The following is a 25,679-nucleotide window of genomic DNA, read 5'->3' as shown; positions in this document are numbered from 1 at the left end:
CTTGGCGGCCTTATCGTGCTATCCATCTTCACGATGGGCGACTGTCTAGAAGGCCCGAAACATGCGGCATGCGTGATAACGACGAAGAGAACTTTTTGGGTGATAGCGACCATCGAACTAGTGGTTTACTTCAGATTGACGTGGTCTCTGTTTCTGCCAAGCGGGCGCAAGCGGTAGGCAAGTAGCGGCCCGGTTTAGGCTCCCCACTCGGGGCTTCTTCGTCCGGATAGAACGCGTGGGGATCGTAAACCGGTCGCTGCGCCGGCCGCGCGTGACGGGGAGGCGGGCGCTTCGGAACGTCGGGAACGGGCGGGGGCAGGGTAGGTAACCCGCCTCCGAACCGGATCCGGATATAGGCCCCGCTCCCGTGCATCGCTTGAAAGACTGCGATCGCTTCGCCCTCCTTCATCCGCTTGCCGATCAGCGGCGCGCGCTCGGCGCTGACATAGCCCAGCTGCGTCCCGCGCTCGCTGAAGATGGCAACGGCGTTCTCGTCGTAGGGGTTGGTCGGCTCGAGGCGCAGCTCGACCGCGTCGCCAGGCGCGCAGAGCATGCACTCCATACGCCGGTTGCTCTTGCTCTTGTCCTCGTTCGGAAAGTCGATGCCGACAATCGAGGTGGTCAGGTCGTTCATGGCGGTGATGTTACGTTTTGCCCGGCGTGTCGTAAGGTCTATCCTATCCAGGCCTACCGACGACTCGACGGTAACGGAGTTAAAATGAACGATCCTAGGACATGGTTTCAGCCAAAGGTTGTTGGCATAGGATGGACGCCGCGAACGTGGGAGGGTTGGGCGCTCATTGCGGCCGTGATTGCTGTTGGAGCACTCGTCGGAAGGCTGGACCCTTAAAGCCGCTTATTGCGCTGTGCAGATAGTCTGCCCGGCTCGGCCGCTGACGCATAGCCTTGCTCGATGATGAGTGATCGAGAAGTGTGGCTGAAGGCGTGGGCGGTCATCGAGACACATGGCCCGCGAGAATCCGCGCCCGTCGTTGCTATGCTGCTTGATATAATGGGTGATGATCCAGACAACTACGATTGGGCGCGCGTCGCTAAAGCTGTCGACGCGATCAACGAAGGGCCGTTGCAGTAGTGTGGCGTAACGAACGCCTTTGATTGGTCATATGGTAGGCGGTCTGTCTAAGACTGCGTACAACGCTATGTAAAAGGCAGTGAAACCCCTTGGCCTTGCTCATCGGCTTGCACTGATGAGATGCCGGTAGAGATATGACGCGATCGCGAACGCAAAAAAATGCCCGGCTCGGAAAGCCGGGCATTTTTAATTCCAGCCGTTGTAAGGTTCACCATTGTCTTAGTCACGGACTTGTTTACACCCTGCGGGATGTGTCAATGATGACAATAGTTATTCCGAGGCTGATGACAATGTTACCCGCGGATGGGCTTGCCGATTGGCCAGTAGCGCATTTGAACCCCCAAAGTTAAAAGTGCTCGTCTTTCGACAAGGGGATTTATGCATTAGAACTGTTGAGTAATTGCGACTTCATGCGGTTAAAGTCGATTAACTGCAAAATTTGCTGCCGATGCTGCCCGCGCGTTGCTGACTTCGGTATATGCGCCCGATCGACGCAGCTGCCGCACAATGCCGTTGAATGAGGCCGTCACACTCTCCCTCCGACCGATTTCGTTATCCTGCTGCGCGCCCTTCCAAACATCACGACGGACCAGCGCTTGGGGCAGTGATGCCCGAGACAGCGCAGGGCGGAGCGGACCGCTGGTGTGTCTACGCGACCGTTAGCTGTCTCACCGAGCGTGGCTCGGAGGCTTGGACCACCAGGCCTGTGCATCGGATGCTGCTGAGATCCAGACAACGTCGCTATGCCCTTAAGATAAATCGCATAATCAATCTATAATATGATACGTTAGACCATTCAGGCACCTGCGGCTTGACGATAGGAGATGGATGGTCGTCGTACTGGATACTGAGTGCTTTACCGCGACGCCTTGGAAAAGCTGCGTTCGGCTCGAAGGAGCAGGAGTCACGCTGACCCTTTCCCCCGCAGCGGCCATCAAACTCGCGGATTCGCTTATAGACGCCAGCGCTGTGGCCCTAGGGCAGGTGGCGATGAAGGAAGCTGGGCTGCGACTTAAGCCTGACTGATTGTAATCACACTTGAAAAGTTCACCGTATGAACTGATTGTTTGAGGCTCGCGCTTCAGCTGTTGCACTGGTCGTATATGGTGCGAAGGTGTGCGTTGCGAGATACTAGAACGGGTCAACCACAATAGGCGTTGAGCCTCTGAAGAAGACTTTCGTAAAGCCCCGCTTTATATTTCGCTTCGACGAAAACGCTTATTATTAGTTCATCATATTAGTGTTGATTGTCACTAGGATGCCGTAGACTTCTTGATCGACTTTGCTTCGTACATGATCTTATCGGCAATTCGAATGGCCTGCTCAAAGTCGCTTCCTGTGGCAGCGCCCAAGCTACACGTTGCACGCCACTGTGAGGTTTCCAGCGCAGCTATCAACGCCTGATGGATGCTGCTAGACTTTCGCTCACCCGCGGCCTCGTCGCGAACTGTTAAGCAAAACGCGAATTCATCACCTCCAAGGCGTGCAGTGATATCGTAAGGCCGAACGGACGCGCTGAGTGCATGGGCGACGATACGCAGCACCTCATCGCCTGCGGCATGTCCATACTGGTCGTTTACCGCCTTAAATCCATCCAGGTCTATCACGCCACACAATAGGATCCTGCGATCTCGAGCAGCCGAAGACTCCTGTCGCTTGCCCTCACGTTGAAAGGACCTTCGGTTGCCCAGCCCCGTGAGTGGGTCCATCAACGCGTTCCTGCTTTCGTGGTCGAACGCTCGACGGAAGGCACTCACGAGGAGGATTATAAAGATCACTCCGAGGACAAGCATCGAGGCATTCCAAACAGCCGCTGCGGCAGTAATAGACGTTGCCCTCGCTGACAGTTGATCGGCGAAGCCATTTAAATGAAGCGTTGTGACGATTGCCGAGGTGCCGGCTATGAGGCCAGCGATCCGTCCGAAGCACCAAGTCGTTAGACATAGTGGAACAAGGTAAGCTGAGTTCAACGAGTAAAGCGGGCCCGTCACAGCATCGAGGACAAAAAGCCCCGCCCAAATTGGCGCGATCCATGCGAGAGCGGACATAGGGCTTAAGCGTGCAGACTTTCGCATCACGCTTTCTAACAGCGTTGTTTCCGCGCTGCGGCGGGCCTTTAATGGAAAACTATCAAATCTAGCTGCTTTCCGTCGAGCTATGCGCGCGCCCATGTCAGCGGGTATTTTCCGTTCAGCGCCGGTCGCCCGATCCGTCATTGGGAATGTCCGAGTGCAGCGGCCTTCTGATCGAGTTGGAGGTAGCGACGGTTAAAGCCTGCTACGCTTTTGAGCTGGTCCCAGGCAGGAAACGAAATTAGGTGGCGGTCTTGCTCAAGAAGGCCGTCCTTTATCAGACCCTTGATCGTTCTGTTGACGTGAACCGCTGTCAATCCGACAGCATCGCCAATCTGTTGCTGCGTCAAAGGCAACCTAAATGGCTGATCTTCTGCTAGCCGGCATGGATCAAGCCTACTCGCAAGCTCGCAGAACAGATGCGCTATCCGCGCTCGGGCATTACGGCGTCCGATATTCACGATCCACTCGCGAGAAATCGAGGCCTCGATCAGAGCGCTTGCCATTATCGCATTCAAAATGATCGGGCGCTTGCAGGTCAAGTTGCGGATTAACGTCTCGTCTACCGCGGCTACCATACAGTACGCTGTCGCCTGCACGCTGCAATCATTATACGGAAATTGCATATGCTGAATGTTAATTATGTCACCCGGTAGTCGAAAGCCGACAATCTGGCGAAATCCATCACCCGTAACTTTATATGCAATAGCAAACCCTGAGACAAGAACCTGAAATTCCGTAGACGTGGCGTCGTTCTTTATTATATGTTTGCCCGGATTGTAGAAATGTAACGAAAGGGGAAGCGCCACTATGGCCGCACAATCATCCTCTGCCAAGGCTGTGTTTAAAGCAAACTTCTCGAGCATCGGCGAAAGTGGGGCACCAAAGGTCTGCAAAAAACTGTCCCAACAGAATGCGTGCAAGACCACGCGCACCTAAATTCGACGTCTTAATTTCGCGTCTCGTTGTACCTAGCACGTACTAACGACCTATGAACGCAGTAAATGTGCCTCAAAACGACACCATGTCCTATAGGTAATTTCAGGCCGCGACGCAGGCCTCGAAGCGTCATTCTGAGGCCCTGTCATGGAGACGCTGCTTAACTTCGTCACGACGACTGGGCGCTCCGCTGCTGTGCTGGACGCTATGCAGAACGTGTCTTGGCTCGTGGGGCGTGATGCCTTGCCTGGCGTGGGCAACCGCGCATAGTCCTAGGATATGACTACACCGTCAGTGCATCCAGATGTCATCAAGTTCCGCGATGACCGTAGTTCGCTACAGGCATACGAGCGAACCGATAAGAATGACGGCGATCCGATAGCGGACGCGCTGACGATTGAGATTAGGCGGCGTAAGCTCGGGCTATGATGAGCACTCGAGAAGTTTGGCTTAAGGCGATGACGATCGTCGAGGCACGCAGACTATTTGTATCAGAGCCGATGGTCGACACCTTGCTGCAGATCGTGGGCGCCGAAGCCGAGATCGGCGATTGGGCGCGTGTTGCTGCCGCTGTCGACACGATTAACAACGGGCGGATGCATTAACCCAACCCGTGGAACGATCGTTCATAAAACGCTGCTGTGACAAGTGTGTCATAACGAGAACTTGCAAGGGGCGGTGGGCCTTTGCAATGCGCCACGGGACGGGGTTAAATCCAGACATAACCAGATCTTAGCGACCCTGACGGACGATAGCCCCATGAACACCTATCGCCGCTCGATGGCTAATGCCGGCAACAATCCGCTTGATCGGCGGTGCTCAAACCGAACGGCCATGAGTCATCCGGCCGTACTCATAACGTCTCTCGGAGATAAGCATTCGGCAATCATTCAAAACGTGTCTACCCTGGGCTTCAAGATTCGCTCAGAATACGGAGTCACTGTCGGACGGTTTCTCTCAATCGATATACCGGGGCTCGCTACGTACTCGGGCTGGGTAGCCTGGTCTTACCGCGATCAATTCGGGCTTGACGTGGCCAACGCTATTCCGGAGCCAGTTATCAAACACATCATCGCGATGGCCGTACAGGCAGGCGAAGGTCCAGCCCCAAGCTTTTCCTAAAAATTGAACGGGCGTCGCCGCAGGGATGGATGCGACCGCCGCTGATCGGTGGCGTCAGAGCCCGAGGTGTATCCGCATAAACCGGGCGAAGCGTGGAGAGACGCTATAGCCGACGGAAGTTGCCAGGATAATGGCGATTGGGAGGCCCCAAACGATCGCGAGTACGCCGTACAGAATCATCATGCACAAAGGATGGCAGAATTACTGCCCGCGACTAGTCTCAGTTTTACCCTTAGAGCGAATGTGTCTCGATCCTGATCAGTGCTTACGCCGTTGTAGCGTTTGGAGGGCCGGTGCGGGGGCATCTAGAACCTGCACATCCGCAACACGTGCAGCAGGAGACTTAGTAATTAAACCGCCCAACCTGGCCAAGGAGGGCTACGATGCCTGAAGACGGAGGTGTTACTAGCTAGGCGAATGCCGTTGCTCATCGGCTGCATTGCCCGAAAAGATTTTGGCTCGATGGACATCGATCGTACGCGGTTCATCGTTGACCGGACCAGATATTCGATCTTTGGCGGTGGACGGCATAAGGCGCTCAATGTCGACACTTACCTGGCGACCGATGCTGCGCCATCACCGCATAGGCGTTTGAAGGCTAGGCTTTCCCCGGGGTACCTTTAGCCGCGTGGGCGGTTTTGTCCGTTAGGATCTGCGCGCTTAAAAAGCTAAAACTTGCCCTGACGGACAACTTCCTAATATTCCATTAACCTTCTTGTTTCCGTGAAAAGCCTTGGTTAGCTTGCGGCAAGAGGGTGAGGAGAATCGGCGTGAAGATGATGAAATCATTCGTGTGCGCTTTGTGCGCGACGTTAGCGACGGGCGTATCGGTGCCTAGCGAAGCTGCTGTCATCGTTGCAACCTTCTCTGGAAAGCTATCAGCTGCCCAGAATAACACGTATGACGATCCCTCATTTCCGTCGTCCGACTTTTTCAAGATAGGGCAGGCTTTCTCGGGTAGCTTTTCGTACGATACCGAGAAGCCGGTCGAACAGTACGGTGATTTTGCATCTTTAGACCTGCAGACGTTCAATATTATTATTGGCGATGTGGACTTTTCAGACCGCTTTATCCCGCGTCAAACTGGACGTTCGGTTGATGGCGGGGTTGAATTTCTTGCTGGTGGCGCGAGCCAAGGGGGTGGCACCTCCGTCAGCCTCAATCTAAGCTCATTTTTCGGAAGCTATCCGACCGCTAACGAACTGAATGGAAAAACAGCTAGCTTTTTCTACGCTGATTACTTCCCCCTCGGGGGAGTGGTTTCGGGCGACGCTCTTATAAGCGTTGAGGGTGCCACGAGCCCGGTACCTGAACCAGCAACGTGGCTTTTTATGGTCGCTGGATTTGGGATGGTCGGGTACGCAATGCGGCGGCGCTCCATCTTGTTTGCGCCATCGATCGCCTAGCGTCGCGAGGCTACAATAAAGCAGGCAGGGTCCGCACCAAGGTGATCCCCGACCCTGCTAAAAAGCGTTTACCTGCCCGGGGACGAGGGGCTGCAGTTTCCGATGAAAAGCCCGGCTCTTTCGAACCGGGCGCCCTGATCACTTAATCGGCTTGTCGACGATCCAATAACGCATGTTCGGTCCCTTCTAGGCTGATAGAAAACGCCGACCATCTCGGCGTAACCGACGTTAAAAGGTTAATACTTCATTAATACTAATTGTTAGCAGTGTATTGACGTCCGTACGACGATCCGGTGTCCTCAAGAGGTAGGGTGAGCGATCTACAGTAGAATTCTTCGTGCGTTTGCGCCCCGCAGGTGCCGACAACGTTCGGTGCGGGGAGTGCGGCAAGCGCCCGAAGACCGCGCGTCCTGGGCGGCTACACCGCCGCCCGGCCGGCGCGTTAACAGTCCGATCAATGAACCTGACCGAAGAGCGCTACCTGCCCGGGGGCGAAGCGCTGCTGCATGGGGGCTACGCCAGACCCTTTCGAACCGGCCGCGATTATAACTTGTTCGACTTGTCAAAGATACAAAACGCATTCTCGGTCCTCCTCGACGGCGACGAACGTGATGCCCTTCGTCACCGGCGATGATGCGATGCGATATCTCATTAGCACTAATAAAAGGGCGGATTGCGACGACACTACGACGAGTCGCGCGTCTCCAAGGCAGCATAGTCAATAAGTCATCAGCTCGAAAATTGCGTCTGAAAACGGCCTGTTAACTACCGACTGGCAAAAGAGGGGGGCGCGGAGACGAAGGCATCTCCGTTGTGATTGCCGAGGACTGTTGCGTGCTGGAAGACCGATTTGCTGATTTCACAGCGGATGACGGAATAACGGAAGCCGTGCCTGAGGCGGTCTGCGCGAAACTGGCAACGCCAGCTGCGGGACTGCTCCTGGCGGCATGCGGCGGAGGCGGTGGTAGCGGAAGTGGCGCTGCTGCCGGGGCAGGGTCAATCGTTGTGGTGCCGGCGCCGACGCCGATCCCGACGCCCGTTCCAACGCCCGCGCCTGTTCCGGTGCCTGTTCCGACGCCCGCGCCCGTTCCAACGCCGGCACCCGCTCCCACGCCGACCCCGTCGGTTTCGACGCCGACACCGACGCCCGGCCCGACCCCAACTCCGACACCAGCACCCAGTGAGTCGGCAACCTCCGATCCGTCCACCGAGCCGATCCAGGTGGTCCGTGCGCCGGTCAACCAGGAGGAGGCGAGCCGTTTCCTGCTGCAGGCGACCATGGGCGCGACCCGTGCCGACATCGACAAGGTGATGGCGCTCGGTTTCGAGGGCTGGATCGACGAACAGATGGCGATGCCGCGTGAGATCTCACACTGGGACTGGCTGGTCAGCGTCCGGGTCGAGGGCGACCGTTCCTACATCTCGGGCACGGGGTATGGATGGGACCAGACGATCTGGCGTCAGCTGATCGGCGGGCAGGACCAGTTGCGCCAGCGCATCGGTATGGCATTGCTCGACTTCCTGGTTGTCGGGATGGACGGCGTAACCGGCTCTTGGCCGACGATGCAGGTCGCCGCCTATATGGACGTGCTGATGGACAATGCGTTCGGCAATTACCGGACGCTGATCGGGCAGATCACGACCAGCACCGCGATGGGCTCGTTCCTCACCTATCTCGACAACCGCAAGGGCGATCCCGTCAGCGGGGCGGAGCCGGACGAGAATTATGCCCGCGAACTCATGCAGCTGTTCACGCTGGGGCTGCATCAGCTGAATATGGACGGTACGCCGCTGCTGGCGGGCGGCGAGCCGATCGAAACCTACGGCAGCGATGACGTGGCACAGCTCGCCCGGGTGCTGACCGGGCTGACCTATGCGAATGCCGACAAGAACACGCCGGATCGGCTGCGGCTGCCGATGATCGTCAACGAGTCGATCCACGAGGGAGGGGCCTCGACCGTGCTGGGCGCGACCGTCAGCGGTCCCGGCGCGACGGCCATCCCTGCGGCGCTCGACATCATCTTCCGTCATTCCAATGTCGCGCCCTTCCTCGCGCTAAACCTCATCAAGCGGCTGACAAGCAGCAATCCGTCGCCCGCCTATGTCGCCAGCGTCGCCCGCACGTTCGTGGATAATGGTCGGGGCGAGCGCGGGGATCTGGCGGCCACGGTCCGCGCGATCCTGCTGCATGCCGAGGTGCGTGGTCCCGCCGCGTTGACCAACCCCTCCGCAGGGCGGCTGCGCGATCCGGTGCAGAGATTTACCGGCTGGGCGCGCGCGTTCAACGCGGTGACCGCCGGCAAGTGGAAGGTCGGCGATCTCAGCGCCATCACCAAGCTGGGCCAGTCGCCGGGGCGATCGCCCTCGGTCTTCGGCTTTTTTCGCCCCGGCTATTCCGCACCTGGAACGCAGGTCAGTGGAGCCGGACTCGTCGCACCGGAGTTCCAGCTGGTCAACGAGCAGACGGTGCTGTCGTTCATCAACTTCATGTACACCACGGTTTCGGGCGGGGTCGGCGACGTGAAGGCCGATTATACCGAGATCCTCGCCAAGGCCACGGACGCGAACGCGCTGGTCGACGAGGTCGTACTGCTGCTGGCCGCGGGTCAGTTACCCCCCGCGACCGTCGCCGCCATCCGCACGGCGGTGGCGAGCATCAGCCTGTCCAAATCGGATGGCCCCATCAACCGTGTCGGGGTGGCGATCATGCTGACGCTCGCCTCCCCCGACGGCCTCGTACTGCGATAGCCCCATGCACCTGAACCAGCATCATTCGCGCCGATCCTTTCTGACGCGGAGCGCTCAGCTCGGCCTGGCCGGCGTCGCCGCACCTCTGGTCGACACGCTCGGCTGGATCGGCGAGGCGGCCGCAGCGAGTGCCAGCGACTATAAGGCGCTCGTCTGCGTCTTCCTCTATGGCGGCAATGACTATGCCAACACGCTCGCGCCCTATGATGACACCAGCTACGCCGCCTATCTGAAGGCCCGGCCGAGTGTCGCGCTGACCCGCGAGGCACTGGCGCCGATGCTGCTGCGCCCCGACCAGGCGCTCCCGGGCGGGCGGCATTACGCCTTGGCGCCCGCTATGGCGCCGCTGCTCCCGCTGTTCGATCAGGGCAAGATGGCGATGCTGCTCAATGTCGGCACGCTCATGGAGCCGACGACCAAGGCGCAATATCTGGCCAAGACCGTCCGCCTGCCACCCAAATTGTTCAGTCACAACGACCAGCAGAGCTTCTTCCAGGCGTCCCATCCCGAGGGCGCGGCGACTGGCTGGGGCGGGCGGATCGGCGATCTGGTCGCGGCGGGCAATGGATCGGCGACGCTGACCTGCATCAACGCGAGCGGCAATGCGGTGTATCTCGCCGGGAGGCAGGCGATTCCTTATTCCGTCTCGGGCAGCGGACCGGTGCCGCTGCTGCGCAACAGCAAAACGCTGTTCGGCTCGGCCACGTCTGCCGACATGCTGCGCCAGCTGATGACCGGTGGCGGCCAGACGTTGATGGCGGACGACTATGCCAAGGTCGTGCGGCGGTCGCTCGACACCTATGCCCAGGTCAACGCAGCCTTGGCCAATGCGCCGGAGGAGAATTTCGGCCTGTTCCCCGATTATACGCTTGCTGATCAGCTCAAACTGGTCGCCCGGATGATGTCGGTATCGTCCGACCTGGGGGTGAAGCGACAGGTGTTTTTCGTCTCGATGGGCGGGTTTGATCGACATAACGGCCTAGTGACACAACAACCCAACATGCTGGGCGCGGTCGCGCAATCGATGAAGGCATTCTACGACACAACCGTCACGATGGGGATTGCCGACCGCGTCACGAGTTTCACAGCGTCCGATTTTGGGCGCACCTTGTCGGCCGACCGCGACGGATCGGACCATGGCTGGGGCGGCATGCACTGGGTCGTGGGCGGGGCCGTCAAAGGACGCCAGATCATCGGCAAGCCACCAGTCGTCGGCAGTAACACGCCTGACGATGTCGGTCGCGGCCGGCTGCTGCCGACCACCTCGGTCGATCAATATGCCGCAACGTTGGCAAGTTGGTTCGGGACCAGCGACGGCGAACTGCCCACGGTACTGCCCAATCTGGCGGCATGGGATCGTTCGTCATGGAATCTCGGCTTTCTTTAGATAGCCATCGTCTTACTGTAGTGTGCGGTTGCAGCGTAGTAGCACCGCTTTGTGCCCCGCCTCCCTGTACGATCTCAGCCTACTCTGTCATCAATTGACGCCGAAATGACAACCGTGTCACATTCCATGGGCATCAGAAATACGTCGTCGCTTAATACCCTGGCCGTAGATGATGTGATTGGCTGTGGACGGCATAATATTCGCAATACAGATGTGGCACTGAAGGTGAGGGCGTCAATTACCCGATATTGGCTGGACCGACGCGCGCAATTGCCCGCCATATAAGCCTGCTCAGGTCGATGAAGTGAGTGCGAGGCGGCGATTGTTTCATAGATCGCATCAAGCACTAGCGGCGTGAATGTCCGCAACACGACGACGTGAATCCGCCAATCAAATTCGGCCGGATCTAAAAATCTACCATTTTCCGAACGCGATGCATAATAAGAGCAAGGATCTGCTGGGAAGACGTTTCTGGTGGCGATTGAACCAAACAGCGATCAACCTAACCGGGGGGGGCGAATATGAAAAAGCTAGTTTTAGGCTTGGCACTGTCGTTGACAGCTTTGGCTGCATCTACGCAGGCAAAAGCCATTACCTTTTTTGACTTTAAATACCAGGACAAAAGCCTTGGTGGTTTAAAGTTTAGTATAGATGCTTCTAAGCCATCTACATATTATTCAGAAGACTTCTTTTTACAATATGTAAATGGCAATATTTATACATTTTATCCACGTAGCAATGGTGGTGGTTTTACTATCAACGAAGACTGCTGCAATCTAAGTGGGCCTCAATTATATACGGGCCCAGAGAAGCATCCGACCTTTTTTCTTGGCACCTTCAAGCTCTTTGAGCCAACATACGGTCCTGCGGTGATCACTATCACGGGCGACGGGGTATCAGCTATCCCCGAAACAGAAACATGGGCGTTATTTATTATCGGATTGGGCGTTATTGGTTCTGGTATGCGACGGCGCAGACGCGCCTTCGCAACTGCAGTCTAATCTTCAAATATATGCACGCACTGCGTATGATTACCCGCCATAGCCCAGCAGCGTTTACGCCGCTGGGCAGGTGCCATGATAGGCGCGTAGGCCATTCCTCGTCGAAAGGACACGATGCATAATGGATAGCGTAGACGATCCCATGGCCGATGATACCAACCGAAATAGGGGTGGAATTATTGCAACGCACCCAGCGCAACCTGGGACCTTCATCGTTTACGCGAGCAAGGGGGAGGTTGTAGAACGACATCCCGTAATTTTCTGGGGCGTAAGTGAGGACGGGCTCGCGGTCCCCATGACGATGAATGGGACTTGGGACGACATCGCAGATGCGAACAGTTTCGTCCTGCACCCTACCGGCGATTGCAGCAGGTATGAGCGCAATTGGGCGAACCTGGACCAAGCAGTCGCAGACCTGCTTGCAGCCGAGCGGGGCGACGTCTGAACGTTAGGCCAGTGGCCCGCTAGAATGAAGCTCGGGCGCTTTATAATAGGGCGCTCACGATGCGGCGAGCGCGGTTCTTTATCGTCACCACGCGGCGTTTGCTCCGCCATGAACCCCAGCACAAGTGCGCGCCGATCGTGTCATCATTGATGTGGTTGGATAGACCAGTGAACCGCGAGTCAGGGAAAAACACGCTTTGGCTGCGTATTTCAATATCTCTGTAAATGCTTAGGTTCGCCAGAAAGAACTTGGATAGACCCTGCGGCCCGCTCGTTGTCATTAGACCCCAGTCAGAGAGGTCAACGAAGGGGGCTTTATCAAATATTCCATTGATCATAGCAGAGAAGAACGGGTGACCTCTCTGCGCAGCGAAAAAGGCGTTCCCGAGCTTCACATTGTCTGATATTGTAGGCTGCTGTCCAGCCGTTTCAAACTCTCCCCTTTCGACGCCAAATATGCAGCTTGCAGCTAGAAAACGGTCATCGAAGCCGGTGAAAAGCTTGTAGTCGGTGTCCATGTAGACACCGCCAAACGCATGCATATAAAGCAGTCGTGCGATATCGGCCTTCATCACACCTCGCGATATCTGCTCATACGCTTGAAAATGTTGAGGAAAGTGTTCAGCCATAAGCTGAGAGTTTTCGTCGTCATCCCAAAGTCGGAACTGCCATCCAGGCAGGACACGCTTCGCTCGATCGACGAGCTTGCGCTCCTCCCACGTCAGAGTCTTGGACTTTGCCGTCTGATGTAGGATCTTTGGAATCACTGAACTGCCCCGCCCGTCGTTCATGACATTTCCGTCATAGATAGATGGGCGCATAGACGTGAAGAGTTGACGTAATTTCGGCTGTCCCAAAATGGGGCGCGATCTAAATGAGCTTAGGTCCATTTCCGATCTAAGATCAGTTGACGCAATCGATTGAAAATCGTCAGCCGGTGCCTGTTAATTTAGCAATCCCTAGTCAATTGGTGGCATTCTTCAATCTCGGTGCAAGGGCCGAAGCCCGCTAAGCATATATGCGAAACGCCGGGCTCTTTTGAACCGGGCATCTTAGTCACATCGCGTCGTAATAGCCCGCGTGCAGCTTCGCGAGCGTGGCGTTGAACGTGCCGCCATTGGCGTCAGCATCCTTCGCGCGATCGCGGCCGTACTCGGTCTTACCCTTGGCGGAGAGCTTCTTGTATGTGCGATGTTCCTTGTCACCCATGGTGAGTTCCTTTGGTAGAGTGATCCAGGTCGACAATGGTATAGAGGCCCGCAGAGCACTTGGCTCCGAGGATACCTATAAGCCTCCCGATGACCTGATTATCGGGGGATGCGTGAAACGAGAGACTCGGCTTGCCGCTGTGGTGCCATAGCTTCCGGAATCTCGACAGAAGCGGCGCAAGCAGCTGGGGTTGCTCGACGGATAAGAAGTTGATGTACCAGCCGCTCTCAGCGGCATCCCACGCGATCTGCGCGACGGGCGTCGGCCCCTGCCATGCGATCAGGCAGGGGCCGGACTGGCGAAATTCGGTACGCCCTGTCATTGGCATCGCCTCCTTTCATCTTTGATTAGGCCGTTTGCTGGATAGGAAAGCGGCGACGTTAATCGACTGAGTAATATCGACGCGGCGCATCTCCACGATGGCTAGGGCAATCCTTGGCTCGAAACCGTCTCAATTGATTACGGATCGGCCCAAATCTATGATCGCAACTGCTGACAGGAATCGGGGCGTTTCTGCTTTACGAGGCATCGCCATAGCGATGGTGGTCCTGGGGCATATCAATCGAGGAATACTGGAGGGCAGGGCGGGGTCATTGGACTTGCCGCTGATGGTTCTGGATTTCGTTCTGTACACCGCTCACATGCCGGTGTTTTTCTATCTGGCGGGATATTTCACGCACCAGTCGCTGGGCAATAGGGCGCCGGGCGCATTCGCCAAGAGCAGATGGGCCTCGATCGTCTATCCGTATTTGTTATGGTCGTTGATCACGGTCATCGCTCACTTCCTGATATCGCACATTGTGAGGATCAATCACCCGGTCCCAGTGTGGGCGCTCTTTCAAATCGCATGGGCGCCAATCAACGTCCTTTGGTTCTTGTATGCGCTCCTCTGCATGCAGCTGACCGCCGTGCTGTTTCGCCATCGCCCTTACGCGCTTCTCGTTGTCGCGATCGTGGCGTCGCTTGCCGCAACGACGGGCATCTCGGCTCTTCAAGGCAACGTCGCGGGCAAGATCGCAGCTCATGCTCCCTTTTTTGCGATAGGGTTTGCACTGGCCGCCGCAGGCCAGAGCCCAATACCTGAGAGGCTAAAGGCAGGATGGATCTGCGCCGCGACGCTTGCTTTCTGGGTAGCCGCTTGCGTGGTCGTCTATCAATACGGGGTCCGGGATCCGACCAGCCTGCCAATGCTGCCGATCTCAGTTATCGGTGTTGCAGCGGTAGCATCTGCAAGCCTCATGCTGACGCGATCTAGCAAATCGGTCATCGGCGCCCACTTCGTGAAAATGGGCGACGCCTCACTGCCGATTTACTTGCTGCACTCGTTCACCCTTGCGTTGATCCCTCGCGCCATGAGGTCGCTTGGTGTGCAGTCCCCGTTGATTGAGCTCGTGGCGGGCCTTGCGATCGGCGTGTATCTCTCCTGGGGGATCTATCTTATCGTGCTGAAGGTCGGCTTGGACGGATTGCTCGGGTTCAACGCGAAGAAGGTGCCGGGGCTAGGCCGAAAAGCACGGTAGGAGCGCGCTACCGATCTTGCCGTGGGCCGCGCTGGCTTACGACATCATCGTGACCGATATTACCTCCTCAAGGGTCTGGCCCGCGCTGGTCGAGCAATGCACCTCAATCGTCTGAACGACCCGGCTTGCCGCAGTCCCTTGGGCCAACGTGAAACGCACCGTGGCTCCGTCGATGCGCGCGCCTGACACCACGATATCCCCGGCTATTACTTCGACGGTCGGGGCGCCGGTAAGGGTTTCGTCCTGCGACAGATCCGGGGCGAAGTTGATCGCAGCGTGACGGACTTCGTGCGCGTATTTCGGTGGAAAGTTGAGCATGCGGCTACATCCAGAGCTGGAGATAAGGAACAAGCGGCGCGCTACCGACGCGGTGAAGCGGCGAGGCGGGATCTGCAACGCCCATCCGGGAGCAGGCGAGCCCGCAACCCTGATCACGATCGAGGCGGGCAGCAGATCGAGGATGAACGCGCTGGCTGCGGCGATGAGCTGCCGCGATCGACCGACCTCCGCTGGCGGGGCGACCAGGTCATAGGCCGCAGGGCCACCAAGCAGCCGTCGAGAACGGGAGAGCGTGGCGGCGCACCCCGTCGCGACTAGCGCGCCGGCCTGCGCCATCAGAACGCTGACCCCGATCTTTACAAACGCGACCGGCGTGCCGACGAGGACAAATGCGACGGCCTGTCCTGATAGGCGGCGCATCGTGCCAATCCGCGTTGAGGCTGTCGTCAGGGTGGCTTGCCCGCCCGCTGCCGGCAGAGTGTAGCCTCGGAGGATCCATGCCGGGCGGCCGGTTGCTATGACCAATCCCGCCGCGGCGGAAAGCCCACGCCGCACAGCTGGCGAGGATGGAGCCGACCCGAGAGGCGATGCGCCAATTGGCGAGAAGCCGAGCATCAGCCGGTCGTGAACGCAATTAGGTACCCGCTAGCGCCTGCACCGCCCGCGCCGCTCGGGAATCCGTTCTGAGCCGCTCCGCCGCCGCCGCCGCCGCCGCCAGGAAAGCCACCTGCGCCGCCGGCACCAGCTGGCCCCGTCAAACCGGCACCGCCGCCGCCGCCGCCGCTGCCGCCCTCCGTGTCGCCTACGGACATATTCATACCGTCCGCACCGGCTTCTCCCGGCCCGCCGCGCGCCGCGTTGAACAACGGGCTGCCCGACCCGTTGCTGCCACCAAGGCCAGCGTTAAGTGCGACATTACCGGTCGAGATCGAACCGCCGCCGCCGCCACCGCCAGGCGCAATACCAAGCGGCGGTGGAGGCGTGCCGCCGTTCGCCGTCACGCTAGTGCCGCCGCTCGAACCGCCGATGACGCTGCCCGTGCCGCCGGAAACGCTGTTGAGGTTGCTCGTCGTGGCGAACCCGGCGGCAAGCCCGCCGCCAGCAACGAAGATGGAGCCAAATGTCGTATTGCCCCCCGAAGCGCCGGGCGCTCCGCTGGTTGTATCAGTCGTGCGCGAGATGCCACCGGCGCCGCCCGCACCGATGAAGACAGGTTCGGTATCGCCTAGCAGGCTCGCGTCAATCAAACGGTCCGACCAGCCCGCGCCGGACCCGCCGCCGCCGCCGGACCGGGCAGTGCCCGCCGCTCCGGTCCGGCCGCCGCCGCCGCCCGCGCCACCGCCTATCCCGACGAGATAGACGTTCTTTGCATAGCGCCGCTTCTGCCACAGACCATTCGCCGTGAAGGGTTGCTTATCAAGCGAGACAACGTCCGACGCGAGAAGTGACAGCAGCCATTTTGCGTTACCGGATAGGTTAAGGCGCGCGCCGGTCGTGCTCCAGATAAAGTTCCGAGTAACGGTGCCGGCGCTGCTGTCGTAAACGCCGCTGCCGAGCTCGGCGGCGAGCCCGTCTTCAAGCAGATACGACACCGTGGCACCGGTCGGCACGCCAGCAGACGCTAGAGTCTGAAAACCCGGCTCGGCAGCCCCGACGGTGATGGGGCCGGTTCCGGTTGTGGCGGTCGAGACCTTCACGCGATTCGCGAGATACGTCATTGGACTACCTCGCCAGTCCGCCCGCCGAGCGCGCGCGCGATCATTGCGCGCTCTTGGTCGATATCGAACATTCCAGATTCAGCGGTCATGATCGTTTCGTCGAGGGTCGCCATACGGGCCGCCGCGGTCTGAGCGATAGCGTCACGGTCCTCCCGCAGCGGGGCGGATACAGCAAGCACAGCCTCGCGCTGCTCACCAAGCTCGGCAAAGCGCGAGCGCAAGGCGCTAGGGTTCATCATGTCGAGCATGTAAGATTTTCCTATCAGGCGAGGGTCAGGACACCGGTGGTGTCATCGAAGTCGACCGTAAGCGTCTCGCCAGAGGCCAGCGCGAAGCTTGAGCCGTAATCCCACCACCCGATCAAAAGGCTCGATGTGGCGTTGTAGAGGACGGCGTACCGCGCAGGTGCGATCGCCCCGCCCGCAGCAGTGATGACGACATCGGCAAGGACCAGTTTGTAGGTCCCGGCGGTTTGCGCCGATGAGCTGACGGTCGCCTGCGGGCCGCCGGCGGCATAGCCATTGCCCGCGGCGATCTCGACGATGTCCGCCTTTCCACCGACGGTCGCGACCGGAAGGGTGTTCGTCAGCATGACGCGCAGTGTATCGGCCTGCAGGTTATGCTGCTTTTCAGCCAACGCCTCGACAAAGGGCTGGAATTTATTGAACGTAGCCATGGTGATCCTCTCGATTTAATTTGGTGGTGCCGGCTGCTGGCCGTCGCACCTCGGCTCATGCCGAGCGATTAGGCGACACTCGCCCCGTCGGGCCTACCGACCCGCCAGCTGTGCGAGGTACGAGCTGTCGGTCGCAGCCTTAAGCGTGCCTTTTGGAGGTTCGACCTTGAACGCATAGCCCTCGGGCCACGCGCGGCCGCCGCCCCAGGCGGTCGTCCCCAGAATCACGTCGCTGTTCGCCTTGACCGCGGCCATCATCGCCGCCCCAACCTCGGCGCACGATGCGGGAATGCCTGAATGCCGACCATAGGCGAACTCTGTAAAGTAGCCCTTGATGCCGCGCTTGCGCATCGATGCCGCCCATTCGCCGATGCCAGCGTCACCGGTCGTTGCGCATGCCGCCTTTGTGCCGCTGCTGCCGCTGTCGAGGTACCGGTGCCCACTGAAGAACGTCTTGTTCAATGGGTCGCCAATCCCGCCCACGCGGTCGATCGCATCACCCATGCCCTCGGCCGGGGCCTTCGCGCTTTTGAACTTCACGAAGCGGAACGTCGCGCTGTAGCCTGGCGAACCGTAGAGGATCGGATTGGTGATGCCGTTCGCCCGGAACAGCGCGACCGTATCCTTCGTGTCCTGCGCCGACACCATCCACACGTTCGACCCGGCCGGGTATTCCTTCACCGGCTCGTTCGCCAGCTCGATCAGGGTCTCAGGCGACAACGACGGAAGGACGCCACGCCAGAACGCCCATGCATCGGCCCCCGAGTGCCGCTTGTAGTCGTGACGGTCTAGGATGACCTGCAAGCCCTTGCCCTGCGCATAGGCGACCAGCGCGGCGATCTTCGCCAGGTTGTCACCGCGCAGATGCAGATCCTGCACCGGCAGTCGGATCAGGGTGAAGCCCTTTGCCGCATATGCATCGATATCCGCGGGCGTGGGGCAGAGCGCCGTCGACGCGGCGAACTCGCAGCCTGACAGGTTGACGCCGAACCGCGTCGAGGTCGGACGCGGGGCGGCGTTCATCGGTCGATAGACATAGCCCTTGCCGGCTTCGTAGCCGATTAGTGCCAGCGTCGACGCGCCGATCATATTCCAGCCGCGACCATTGGCGCGATCGATCCACGCAGCGAAGGTGCGGTCGCGGCTGCCGTCTGCCTTCATCTCACGCCCCATGGCCTTACGAAGGACGAGCGTATCGCCCTCACGGACCTCGTAATTCGGCGTCGGATCGGCGCCCGTCACGACGTGGACGGTCTGCGCTACCGCCGGGAAGGCAAGCAGCATCAAGGCTGCGAACATAGCTCGAAGCATAATTCGTTCTCCAGTAGTTAGCGTGAAGATCAGATGCCGTTCAGCAGAATAGCTACCTGCGGGGCATCGCCGGTCGGGGAGGGGTTGTAGGTCGTGTTGGGAATGGCGGCGTACACGGAGGCTTTGTAGAAGCCCGATGCGCCGCCGAGCCAATAAGTGAAACCGATCCACACATCGCGGTTCGCTTTCATATACTGGACAAGATTGGTGCCCTCCTGCGAAGGCACACCTTGGCTCGACAGACTATCGTTGGGGCTCCATCCGAATTCGCCCAGCCATGCCTTGAACGGTTTAGCGCGTGGCGCGCCACCGACGGTCGTACGGCACCAACCGGTCGCCCCGACAAGCACGCTCGCTCCCTTGCCCGCCTGCGCGGTAGCTGACGTGCCCGCATTACCGGGATCGAGGTACTGGTGCATGTCGAAGGCCCAGTTGTCGGCAGGATCGCCATTGGTGCCCGTCCATCCCGGCTGGTTGAACGTGTCCCATTTGTCGCCTTGGTTGGCGACCCAGTCCTTCGCGCCGGAATAGTTCGGTCCTGCCGACAGCAAGACGAGTTGGTTCGCACCTTGCGATCGGACGGCCTCATGAAGGATGCGCTCTTGCGCAGCCTTCCACTGGAGGGCCGTTTGCCCGCGATCGCCCTTCGGCTCGTTCATCAAGTTCCAGATGACATTGGGATAATTCTTGAACAGGGCGACCATGCGCTTCCAGCAGTCGACTATTCTATCCGTGCCGCCCGCGTCGATTTCTGCGACGAGAAAGTATCCCAAACCGATGCCGAAATAGTCCCAACAACCGCCGTAATTATGCATATCCAGAACGACATACTGGTTGTTGGCAAGCGCTCGATCGAGACGCTCCTTGATATAGCCAATCTGGTTTGCCCGGATGGGCCCAAATGCCCGCGGCTGAACTCGCTGCAAACTGAAGGGCAGGCGGATGACGCCCAAGCCAGTGCCCGCCCAATAATCGATCTCACTCAGGGTGCCGTAAGTGTACGACGTCCCGTGCTGGTCGCGCGTGTCGGCCGTGCCGGTTTCACCGCCGGAGATGTTGACGCCAAAATAGTTACGAGGAGTGAATGAGGCTGAAACGGCCATAGGCTGTTCGAGCGGCGCCCTTTCGGTTGCTGCGGTGGTCACCGTCATAACGGACGATACGCCAGCGCTGCTTTTGACATTGACCTCGAAGCTCGTGCTAGCGACCGAATTTGGAGTGAAGCGAACCGCGCGCAATGCCGCTTGTATCGCAGCGGCGTTACCTGGGGGTAAGGTGTACACCAGCCCGTCGGCCGAACCCCCACCGCCGCTCAGGACGCCATTCTGTGCCGACATGGTGATCGTCGCAGTCAGCACATCAGACCCGCCAGCGGTCGCTACGCCTATGGCAGTCGGGCTGCCCACCTTTGGCGCCGTTGCCGATGCGTTCGGTGCTTCGGACAGCAGCGCGAACGGCATCCCAACGATGCCGTTCCAGCCGTCTTTGTTTTTCTGGGCGGTGATAACGGGCGGGTAGTTTGTGGTTGGGATCGCAGGCCACGGCGCAGCGTAGTAGCCGTTGAGACGCGCCGTCAGGTTTGAAACTTCAGCGTCTGTGAGCGCGCCGGTGAAGATCAAACGGTTACGATATTTCGCCTTGCCTCGGCTCCCTGAGCTATCAGCGAACCGGAAATATCCTTCGTCGAACTGGGCGCGATCCCAAGTGGTCAAACCACCGGAAGTGTCGGCTTGTTCAACCAAGACATTGTTTCGGAATACCTGAAGGCCGTTGATTGTATCTGCACGGAACCGATAGGCGTATGTGTAAAAGGCATCTGTCAACAGGCCCCAGCCAACCGTAACCGACCAATCCTTATGGGTGGCATCGAGAACGCCGGTATGCAGCCCATACTTGCCTTTATAGGCACCTATGCTTCCATAACTACTGCTGGTCGAGGGCATTATATAATCGCCCGAGATGTACTGCATATCGAGTAGCAGAGTGTGGCCGCTAAGATTGTTCAACGTGGTGTAAAGGTAGGATTTACGGCCAGGATTTCGGATTTCGACCGGGTAGCCCTGCCCATCGTCGAGCGTCCATATCGGATAGTCCGCAGTGCCATTCGGATTATCGTGGTTGCCGTTGCCCGACTGGTCCCAGGTCTTCACACGATAGATCAGAGCCGTGTCGCTGCCAGCCCATCCAGCGATTGCTGCTCGGTTGAGGCGGGGGTCGGTCGGGCTGGTTCGGCCCCACTCCCGGATCGCGCCATCGTAGCTGCGCTGAAGCGTAACGACCGGCCCCCCATAGGTCGAATTAAGGACCATGTTCTCGGACAGGATTGATGACATGGGAGCGGAGAGGCTCGCGAATCCATCGTCGACGGTTGAACAGACAATCGACCCCAACCCGTCACCCGCGGCCATCGCGCCGATCGCGGTAAGTTCGGTCGCGGCGAGTTGCTGGGCAACATTGACCTGATAGGTGCCCGCACCCCGCGGCACGCCGCTGGCGCCCGTGATGTAAGTGCCGGGTGCAATGCCAGGTCCATTGAGCAGCTGACCTATCGCCAGCTTGCCCCCGACGTTGGTCGCCGTGAGGGTGTTGCCGGAAATTGCCCCGGTGAACCTTACTGGCTCCGCCCCGTCGTTGACGATCGTCATGCCCGGGATAGATGCGGTCAGCTTTGCCACGATCGGCTGCGTGCCGGTTGTGTAAGAGAACAGCACGCGTGGATTGCGGCCCGCGGGCAACACAACGTTTGCCGGGAAGCTTCCGCCAGCGCCATTGTCGCTGAGCGTTACAGCCTTGGGCGCGACCAAGTTGCCGCGATATTCGAGAACGCAGGGCGCCGAAGGCTGCCCGGGCGTTGCGCGGGGAGGGCTGCTGAAACGTACCAGCGTCGGTTCGGGCGCGCCGGTCTTCTTTGTGATCATGGCCATCGCGAGCGCTTGCAACAGCGAGCCATCCGCCATCGTCTCGGGTTCGAGGCTCTGCGGGTAGGCGCTCCACGCCGGACCCGCCGACCACAGGAAGTTGAGCAGCCCGTTCTGCCGGCAATAGTCGATGCCGTTTGACCCGACCGTCAGCCAGCGCTCATCGCTGTTCGGAATGCCCATTTCGCCGATGATGCCAAAAATGCCGTCGACCGGCTGGCAGTTGTGCGACTTCAACTCATCAACGAACGGCTTAATGCGCGTTTCGAAAATGGTTGGATTGGTGCTGACTGCAGGCGGTGCTTGGCCGAACGCGCCAGACTCTGTGTCGTAGTCGAAGCGCGTACCTGAGCTATCGCGGTCGGGATAGACATGCCCGGCATACAGGGTCCGGTTGTAGGCGTCGTTGTGTACGAAGCCATTCGGGCGGTTAAAGCCCGAGTCCCACGTTCCGCTATAATGGTTGCCGCCACGCACAAGAACCGCAGTCGTGTCATGCGAGCGGATCGCCGTTGTTGCAGCGTCAAAAAGCTGCGGCACGATCAAGCGCAGCTGCTCGTCGCCCTCGACCGTCGTATAGGTGTTGTCGGCAGCGAAAACGAAATACTTGTCGCCGTAGTTTTCCGGCTCGTTGTAGAGATCATGCCCCCATACGCCTGGGTAGCCCACGAGCTCTGCCGACAGCCTCGACCACATATCAGCGAATGCGCTGATCGGCACATCCGCGGAGAGCCCAGGTTTGCCGTTGATGACGCCGTTGTTGTAGCCGTAGCTGTGCATGTCGGTCAGCACCAGCAGGCCAGCTGCGTGGGCGTAATCGATCTGAAGCTTGTACGACGCCAGGTAGGCGGCATCAAACGGCCCGAACAATACCGGCTGCAAAGACGGCCACGAAAATGGAATGCGAACGTAAGACATGCCGCGCGAGGCGTAGTGAGCGTAGCCTTGGGGTGACTCAATGGACGCTACTGAAACGTTTTTGCTGCGGTATTCCATCCCCGACATGTTGAGGGCGAGCGCCGAGATCGGCGTCGGTGAGGACGTTGGCGTCGGCGTAGGGGTGGGGGTAGGCGTCGGGGTCGGCGTTGGGGTCGGCGTGGGAGTGGGCGCTGGGGCGGGCGCCGGCGCCGTTGGCGATGTCTGCTGCCCAGAGCTATTGACCCTGACAACGCTCGTGCAGATTTCGACCGTTGGCGCAGCCATCAGCATCGAGTCCGCACCGTCGGCGGTCTCAGGTGCGCCGAAGACACGGCCGGCGAAGTATCGCTTCGCACCGTCCTGGAAGGTCACGCAAAAGGCGTAAAGCTTCTGGCTCTCGTCGTCGGCCGCGACCTGCAAAAGCGCTTGGCCCGCGTCTGCGGCATCGATCGAGATCGACGGCTGCAGCGCACCATAATCAGCCGAGCCCTTGTACTTCTTCTTCGGGCCCATCAGCGGCTGGAACTCGACCTTGGCGAAACTGGCGCCGAAGGAGCCGAGCTTTTCGACCTGTCCAATCTCGAGGAAGGTCAGCGCTGCATAGCCAACCGCCTCGTAACTGGAAGGCAGCGCCGCCGAGATAGCGAGCGACGAGCCAGCTGCTGTCTGAGAACCCATAGTTTAACTCCCGAATATGATTCCGCCGAGGCGGGCGTCAGCGCGGCCAAGCGTCGACAGCGAGGCCGCGGCGCGCGTCGCAAAGGGCGAGGTCGGAGCGGGCGTCGCGCAGCGAGCCCTCGGCGTCTGCGCTGTTGGCGCTACCGTCCGGCTGCCGGCGCACCGGCGTTGCCGTGCACGGCTTCTTCGCCTCGGCTGGCACTGGCGGGATCGCCGGCGAATAGCTCAGCGTCGAGCGCGTCGATGCCGCGCACGCGGTCAGCAGGAAGGCAGGCAGCACGGCCAGCAGCAGTTTGCGCATAGGTCCTCACGGTGTCAGTGGATCGAAGGATGATGGGTTCGCGATTCGCGAGGCGGTCGGCGAAGGTCGTGAGCGCCGTGGTCTGCTGGACGGCGAACCGCGTTTCCGCCGCGGTGCGCAGCTGCTCGGCCTTCGCGATCTCCGCGCTCCACGCAGCCCTCTCGGCGTTCAGCGTAGCCGTAACGTCGGCGAGCTTCTCGCGAGTGAGCAGTAGCCCGGCGAGCAGGCCGATCATCGGCACTGCCCACCAGAAACGCCGCAGCAGGGCGAAGCCCGCCGCCCAGGTCATGCTTCGTTCGAAGATGAGGGGACGCCCGCGGTCGCGGTCATCAAGCGGGGGCCGCCGATGACCGCGCGCCCGATCGGCCAGCGCCGCGCAATGCAGCGCGACTTCTCCAGCCGCATGATGCTGACCCGGTCACCCTGATTGCCGCCGAGGACGTGATAGTGCGTCTTGTCCTCGCCGACGTAGAAGCCGACGTGACCGCCACCCGGCCGCTCGAACACCAGGACAGCGCCAGCCGCGATGCGCTCGGCCGCGATGTTGGTGCCCCAAGTCGCCCACGCCTTGGCGCGAACCGCGACCGGCGCGGCCGGGATGCCGTCTTCGGCGAGGCAGTTCGCGACGAACAGGCCGCACCACGGCACGCTGTCGGCATTGTAGACCATGCCCAGCACCTTCGTGCCGAGCTTCTTTGCCCACCCAATGATGGTCGAGCTGTTCGCCGCCCCCGGCGCCTCGCGGGTGCCAAGAAGCGACCGGGCATGGCGAAGCCACGCCGGCTCTGATGCCGTCGTCATGATTATTTCCTTCGGTTTGAAGCCATCGGACAGGTTGGTTGTTATCGACGGGCCGGGTTTCTTAACCTTGCCCGGTCGGCCCGCCACTGACCCCTCCCGGTTGGGCGGGCCGTTATTCCTACTTGTCGAGTTCGCGTAGGGTGGCGGTCATATCCGCCGGCACCACCGGCTTGCCCGGAAGAGCGGCGTCGAGCGCATCGATCGCGTTCTGCCCGCGGCGTTTGAAGAACGTGATGATGCCCGTGCCGATCGCGCCCAGCGCGCCGCCTGTGCCGAGCGCGGCGAACAGGTCGACCTGATGCTCTGCGATCCAAACCGCGGTGACCAGCATCGCGATCCCGGTAATGATCGCATCGAGCAGCCAGCGCTTCGGGCCAGGCGTGTCCAACGTGATGAAGAGCCGGATCATGAGGCAGGCGAGAAGTCCGACGATCATCGACCCGGCCGGAAAACTGTACCCCATGAACGACCAGATGACCGGTACCGATACGCCCGGTACCGCCGCGATAGCCCCCTCGCGCATTACCGCAGCCCGACGGCAGCGGTCGCCATTAGAAGGCTTACGAAGAGGATGGCGATCGGCCGGCGCAGCTGTGGCCAACGTGACCACATGTCGACGGGCAGGGGAGCCTTGCGGAGCTGGAACTCGAGCATCGGCTCTGCAAGGATATGCAGGGCCATCCAAAGAAAGCCGCAGCCAACCGAGACGGGATCGAGCCACCGCTTGAGCTCCGAAACCCGCTGGATGGTGTGCGCATCCCCCGAGCTCCACGACCAGAGGCTGATCGCTTCAGCGCCACCCCGACTAGCGACCGCGCACCCGGCAAGGAAGATGACGATCCGGTAGATTGAGACAGGATCGGTTGGATGGTCAAACGCGCGCGCCGCCCAGATCCGGCGCGCTTGCTTGCCTGCCATCATCAAACCGAGGCACATGGCCGCGGTCATGACGAACAGGTTCCAAGCGAGCAGGGCCGGGTTGTCGGCAAGCGAAGGCGGCGCAAGCGCCGACGTCGCGTTCATCGCTTCCCCGATATAGTTGCTCGTGGCTGTCGCGTTCATGCGTCATCCCTTCCCGCGGCCGTGGCGGCCGCGTTGCTCGCGTTCTTCATGATAGGATCCTTCAGGGTTTGGGCAC

At 59.8% G+C, this 25,679-nt stretch carries 24 protein-coding genes; 8 read left to right on the top strand and 16 right to left on the bottom strand.

Annotated features, from left to right (window positions below):
- Window positions 1-130 precede the first annotated feature (130 nt).
- The 3 genes from J3A66_RS02505 to J3A66_RS02495 all read right to left on the bottom strand — a co-directional run bounded on the left by J3A66_RS02505 (window position 131) and on the right by J3A66_RS02495 (window position 4,061).
- Window positions 131-634 (bottom strand): HIRAN domain-containing protein, encoded by a 504-nt coding sequence (locus J3A66_RS02505; protein WP_209566878.1) that lies wholly within the window; start codon window positions 632-634, stop codon window positions 131-133.
- A gap of 1,712 nt (window positions 635-2,346) precedes the next feature.
- A complete protein-coding gene (locus tag J3A66_RS02500; protein ID WP_209566875.1) occupies window positions 2,347-3,309 on the bottom strand; it encodes a GGDEF domain-containing protein in 963 nt (320 codons plus the stop codon).
- Entirely contained in the window at window positions 3,306-4,061 is a 756-nt protein-coding gene (locus J3A66_RS02495) for a Crp/Fnr family transcriptional regulator (RefSeq protein ID WP_156360417.1), read from the bottom strand. The genes J3A66_RS02500 and J3A66_RS02495 overlap by 4 nt, the downstream gene beginning before the upstream one ends.
- A 501-nt stretch (window positions 4,062-4,562) precedes the next feature.
- Between J3A66_RS02495 and J3A66_RS02490 the strand changes: the two genes are divergently transcribed.
- The 7 genes from J3A66_RS02490 to J3A66_RS02460 all read left to right on the top strand — a co-directional run bounded on the left by J3A66_RS02490 (window position 4,563) and on the right by J3A66_RS02460 (window position 11,768).
- The gene (locus J3A66_RS02490; RefSeq protein ID WP_209566874.1) at window positions 4,563-4,709 is read left to right on the top strand and encodes a hypothetical protein; all 147 of its coding nucleotides are present in this window, start codon (window positions 4,563-4,565) and stop codon (window positions 4,707-4,709) included.
- A gap of 154 nt (window positions 4,710-4,863) precedes the next feature.
- Window positions 4,864-5,226 (top strand): hypothetical protein, encoded by a 363-nt coding sequence (locus tag J3A66_RS02485; protein ID WP_209566872.1) that lies wholly within the window; start codon window positions 4,864-4,866, stop codon window positions 5,224-5,226.
- A 776-nt stretch (window positions 5,227-6,002) separates the two neighbouring features.
- Entirely contained in the window at window positions 6,003-6,632 is a 630-nt protein-coding gene (locus J3A66_RS02480; protein ID WP_245336917.1) for a PEPxxWA-CTERM sorting domain-containing protein, read from the top strand.
- Between the two features lie 457 nt (window positions 6,633-7,089).
- Window positions 7,090-7,266: a hypothetical protein gene (locus J3A66_RS02475; protein WP_209566868.1), complete on the top strand. Its 177-nt coding sequence runs from the start codon at window positions 7,090-7,092 to the stop codon at window positions 7,264-7,266.
- A 587-nt stretch (window positions 7,267-7,853) separates the two neighbouring features.
- Entirely contained in the window at window positions 7,854-9,380 is a 1,527-nt protein-coding gene (locus tag J3A66_RS02470; RefSeq protein WP_209566866.1) for a DUF1800 family protein, read from the top strand.
- A gap of 4 nt (window positions 9,381-9,384) precedes the next feature.
- Window positions 9,385-10,767 (top strand): DUF1501 domain-containing protein, encoded by a 1,383-nt coding sequence (locus J3A66_RS02465; protein WP_209566864.1) that lies wholly within the window; start codon window positions 9,385-9,387, stop codon window positions 10,765-10,767.
- 521 nt (window positions 10,768-11,288) lie between these two features.
- Window positions 11,289-11,768, top strand: coding sequence for a hypothetical protein (locus tag J3A66_RS02460; protein WP_209566862.1), 480 nt, complete (start codon window positions 11,289-11,291; stop codon window positions 11,766-11,768).
- A gap of 485 nt (window positions 11,769-12,253) precedes the next feature.
- Here J3A66_RS02460 and J3A66_RS02455 read toward each other — a convergent pair whose 3' ends face one another.
- From J3A66_RS02455 to J3A66_RS02445, 3 genes are all read right to left on the bottom strand, one after another.
- On the bottom strand, window positions 12,254-13,003 hold the full coding sequence (locus J3A66_RS02455) for a glycosyltransferase (RefSeq protein WP_209566859.1): 750 nt from the start codon (window positions 13,001-13,003) through the stop codon (window positions 12,254-12,256).
- 265 nt (window positions 13,004-13,268) lie between these two features.
- Complete coding sequence (locus J3A66_RS02450; protein WP_209566857.1) at window positions 13,269-13,421, bottom strand: hypothetical protein; 153 nt, start codon at window positions 13,419-13,421, stop codon at window positions 13,269-13,271.
- On the bottom strand, window positions 13,414-13,743 hold the full coding sequence (locus tag J3A66_RS02445) for a hypothetical protein (protein ID WP_209566855.1): 330 nt from the start codon (window positions 13,741-13,743) through the stop codon (window positions 13,414-13,416). The genes J3A66_RS02450 and J3A66_RS02445 overlap by 8 nt, the downstream gene beginning before the upstream one ends.
- Before the next feature lie 157 nt (window positions 13,744-13,900).
- On the opposite strand from J3A66_RS02445, the gene J3A66_RS02440 reads away from it, so the two are divergent.
- Window positions 13,901-14,941, top strand: a complete 1,041-nt coding sequence (locus J3A66_RS02440; RefSeq protein WP_209566854.1) for an acyltransferase — start codon at window positions 13,901-13,903, stop codon at window positions 14,939-14,941.
- A 36-nt stretch (window positions 14,942-14,977) separates the two neighbouring features.
- On the opposite strand, the gene J3A66_RS02435 is transcribed toward J3A66_RS02440, so the two are convergent.
- The 10 genes from J3A66_RS02435 to J3A66_RS02390 all read right to left on the bottom strand — a co-directional run bounded on the left by J3A66_RS02435 (window position 14,978) and on the right by J3A66_RS02390 (window position 25,564).
- Window positions 14,978-15,640, bottom strand: a complete 663-nt coding sequence (locus J3A66_RS02435) for a hypothetical protein (RefSeq protein WP_209566851.1) — start codon at window positions 15,638-15,640, stop codon at window positions 14,978-14,980.
- 194 nt (window positions 15,641-15,834) lie between these two features.
- Window positions 15,835-16,938, bottom strand: a complete 1,104-nt coding sequence (locus J3A66_RS02430) for a hypothetical protein (protein WP_209566849.1) — start codon at window positions 16,936-16,938, stop codon at window positions 15,835-15,837.
- Window positions 16,935-17,186, bottom strand: a complete 252-nt coding sequence (locus J3A66_RS02425; protein ID WP_209566847.1) for a hypothetical protein — start codon at window positions 17,184-17,186, stop codon at window positions 16,935-16,937. Before J3A66_RS02425 ends, J3A66_RS02430 begins: the two co-directional genes overlap by 4 nt.
- A gap of 14 nt (window positions 17,187-17,200) precedes the next feature.
- Entirely contained in the window at window positions 17,201-17,614 is a 414-nt protein-coding gene (locus J3A66_RS02420; RefSeq protein WP_209566845.1) for a hypothetical protein, read from the bottom strand.
- Window positions 17,615-17,707: 93 nt separating this feature from the next.
- Window positions 17,708-18,925 carry a cellulase family glycosylhydrolase gene (locus tag J3A66_RS02415; RefSeq protein ID WP_209566843.1) on the bottom strand — a complete coding sequence of 406 codons (1,218 nt, stop codon included), beginning with the start codon at window positions 18,923-18,925 and terminating at the stop codon, window positions 17,708-17,710.
- A 29-nt stretch (window positions 18,926-18,954) separates the two neighbouring features.
- Window positions 18,955-23,439, bottom strand: a complete 4,485-nt coding sequence (locus J3A66_RS02410; protein WP_209566841.1) for a cellulase family glycosylhydrolase — start codon at window positions 23,437-23,439, stop codon at window positions 18,955-18,957.
- A gap of 140 nt (window positions 23,440-23,579) precedes the next feature.
- Entirely contained in the window at window positions 23,580-24,029 is a 450-nt protein-coding gene (locus tag J3A66_RS02405) for a hypothetical protein (RefSeq protein ID WP_209566839.1), read from the bottom strand.
- Complete coding sequence (locus J3A66_RS02400) at window positions 24,026-24,541, bottom strand: TIGR02594 family protein (RefSeq protein ID WP_209566837.1); 516 nt, start codon at window positions 24,539-24,541, stop codon at window positions 24,026-24,028. Before J3A66_RS02400 ends, J3A66_RS02405 begins: the two co-directional genes overlap by 4 nt.
- Before the next feature lie 118 nt (window positions 24,542-24,659).
- Window positions 24,660-25,064 (bottom strand): hypothetical protein, encoded by a 405-nt coding sequence (locus J3A66_RS02395; RefSeq protein WP_209566835.1) that lies wholly within the window; start codon window positions 25,062-25,064, stop codon window positions 24,660-24,662.
- A complete protein-coding gene (locus tag J3A66_RS02390; protein WP_245336678.1) occupies window positions 25,064-25,564 on the bottom strand; it encodes a hypothetical protein in 501 nt (166 codons plus the stop codon). Before J3A66_RS02390 ends, J3A66_RS02395 begins: the two co-directional genes overlap by 1 nt.
- Window positions 25,565-25,679 lie beyond the last annotated feature (115 nt).

The sequence above is a fragment of the Sphingomonas sp. PvP018 genome (assembly GCF_017876865.1).
GTDB classification, from domain to species: Bacteria; Pseudomonadota; Alphaproteobacteria; order Sphingomonadales; family Sphingomonadaceae; genus Sphingomonas; species Sphingomonas aerolata.
This window is presented reverse-complemented; position numbering and strand designations above follow the sequence as displayed.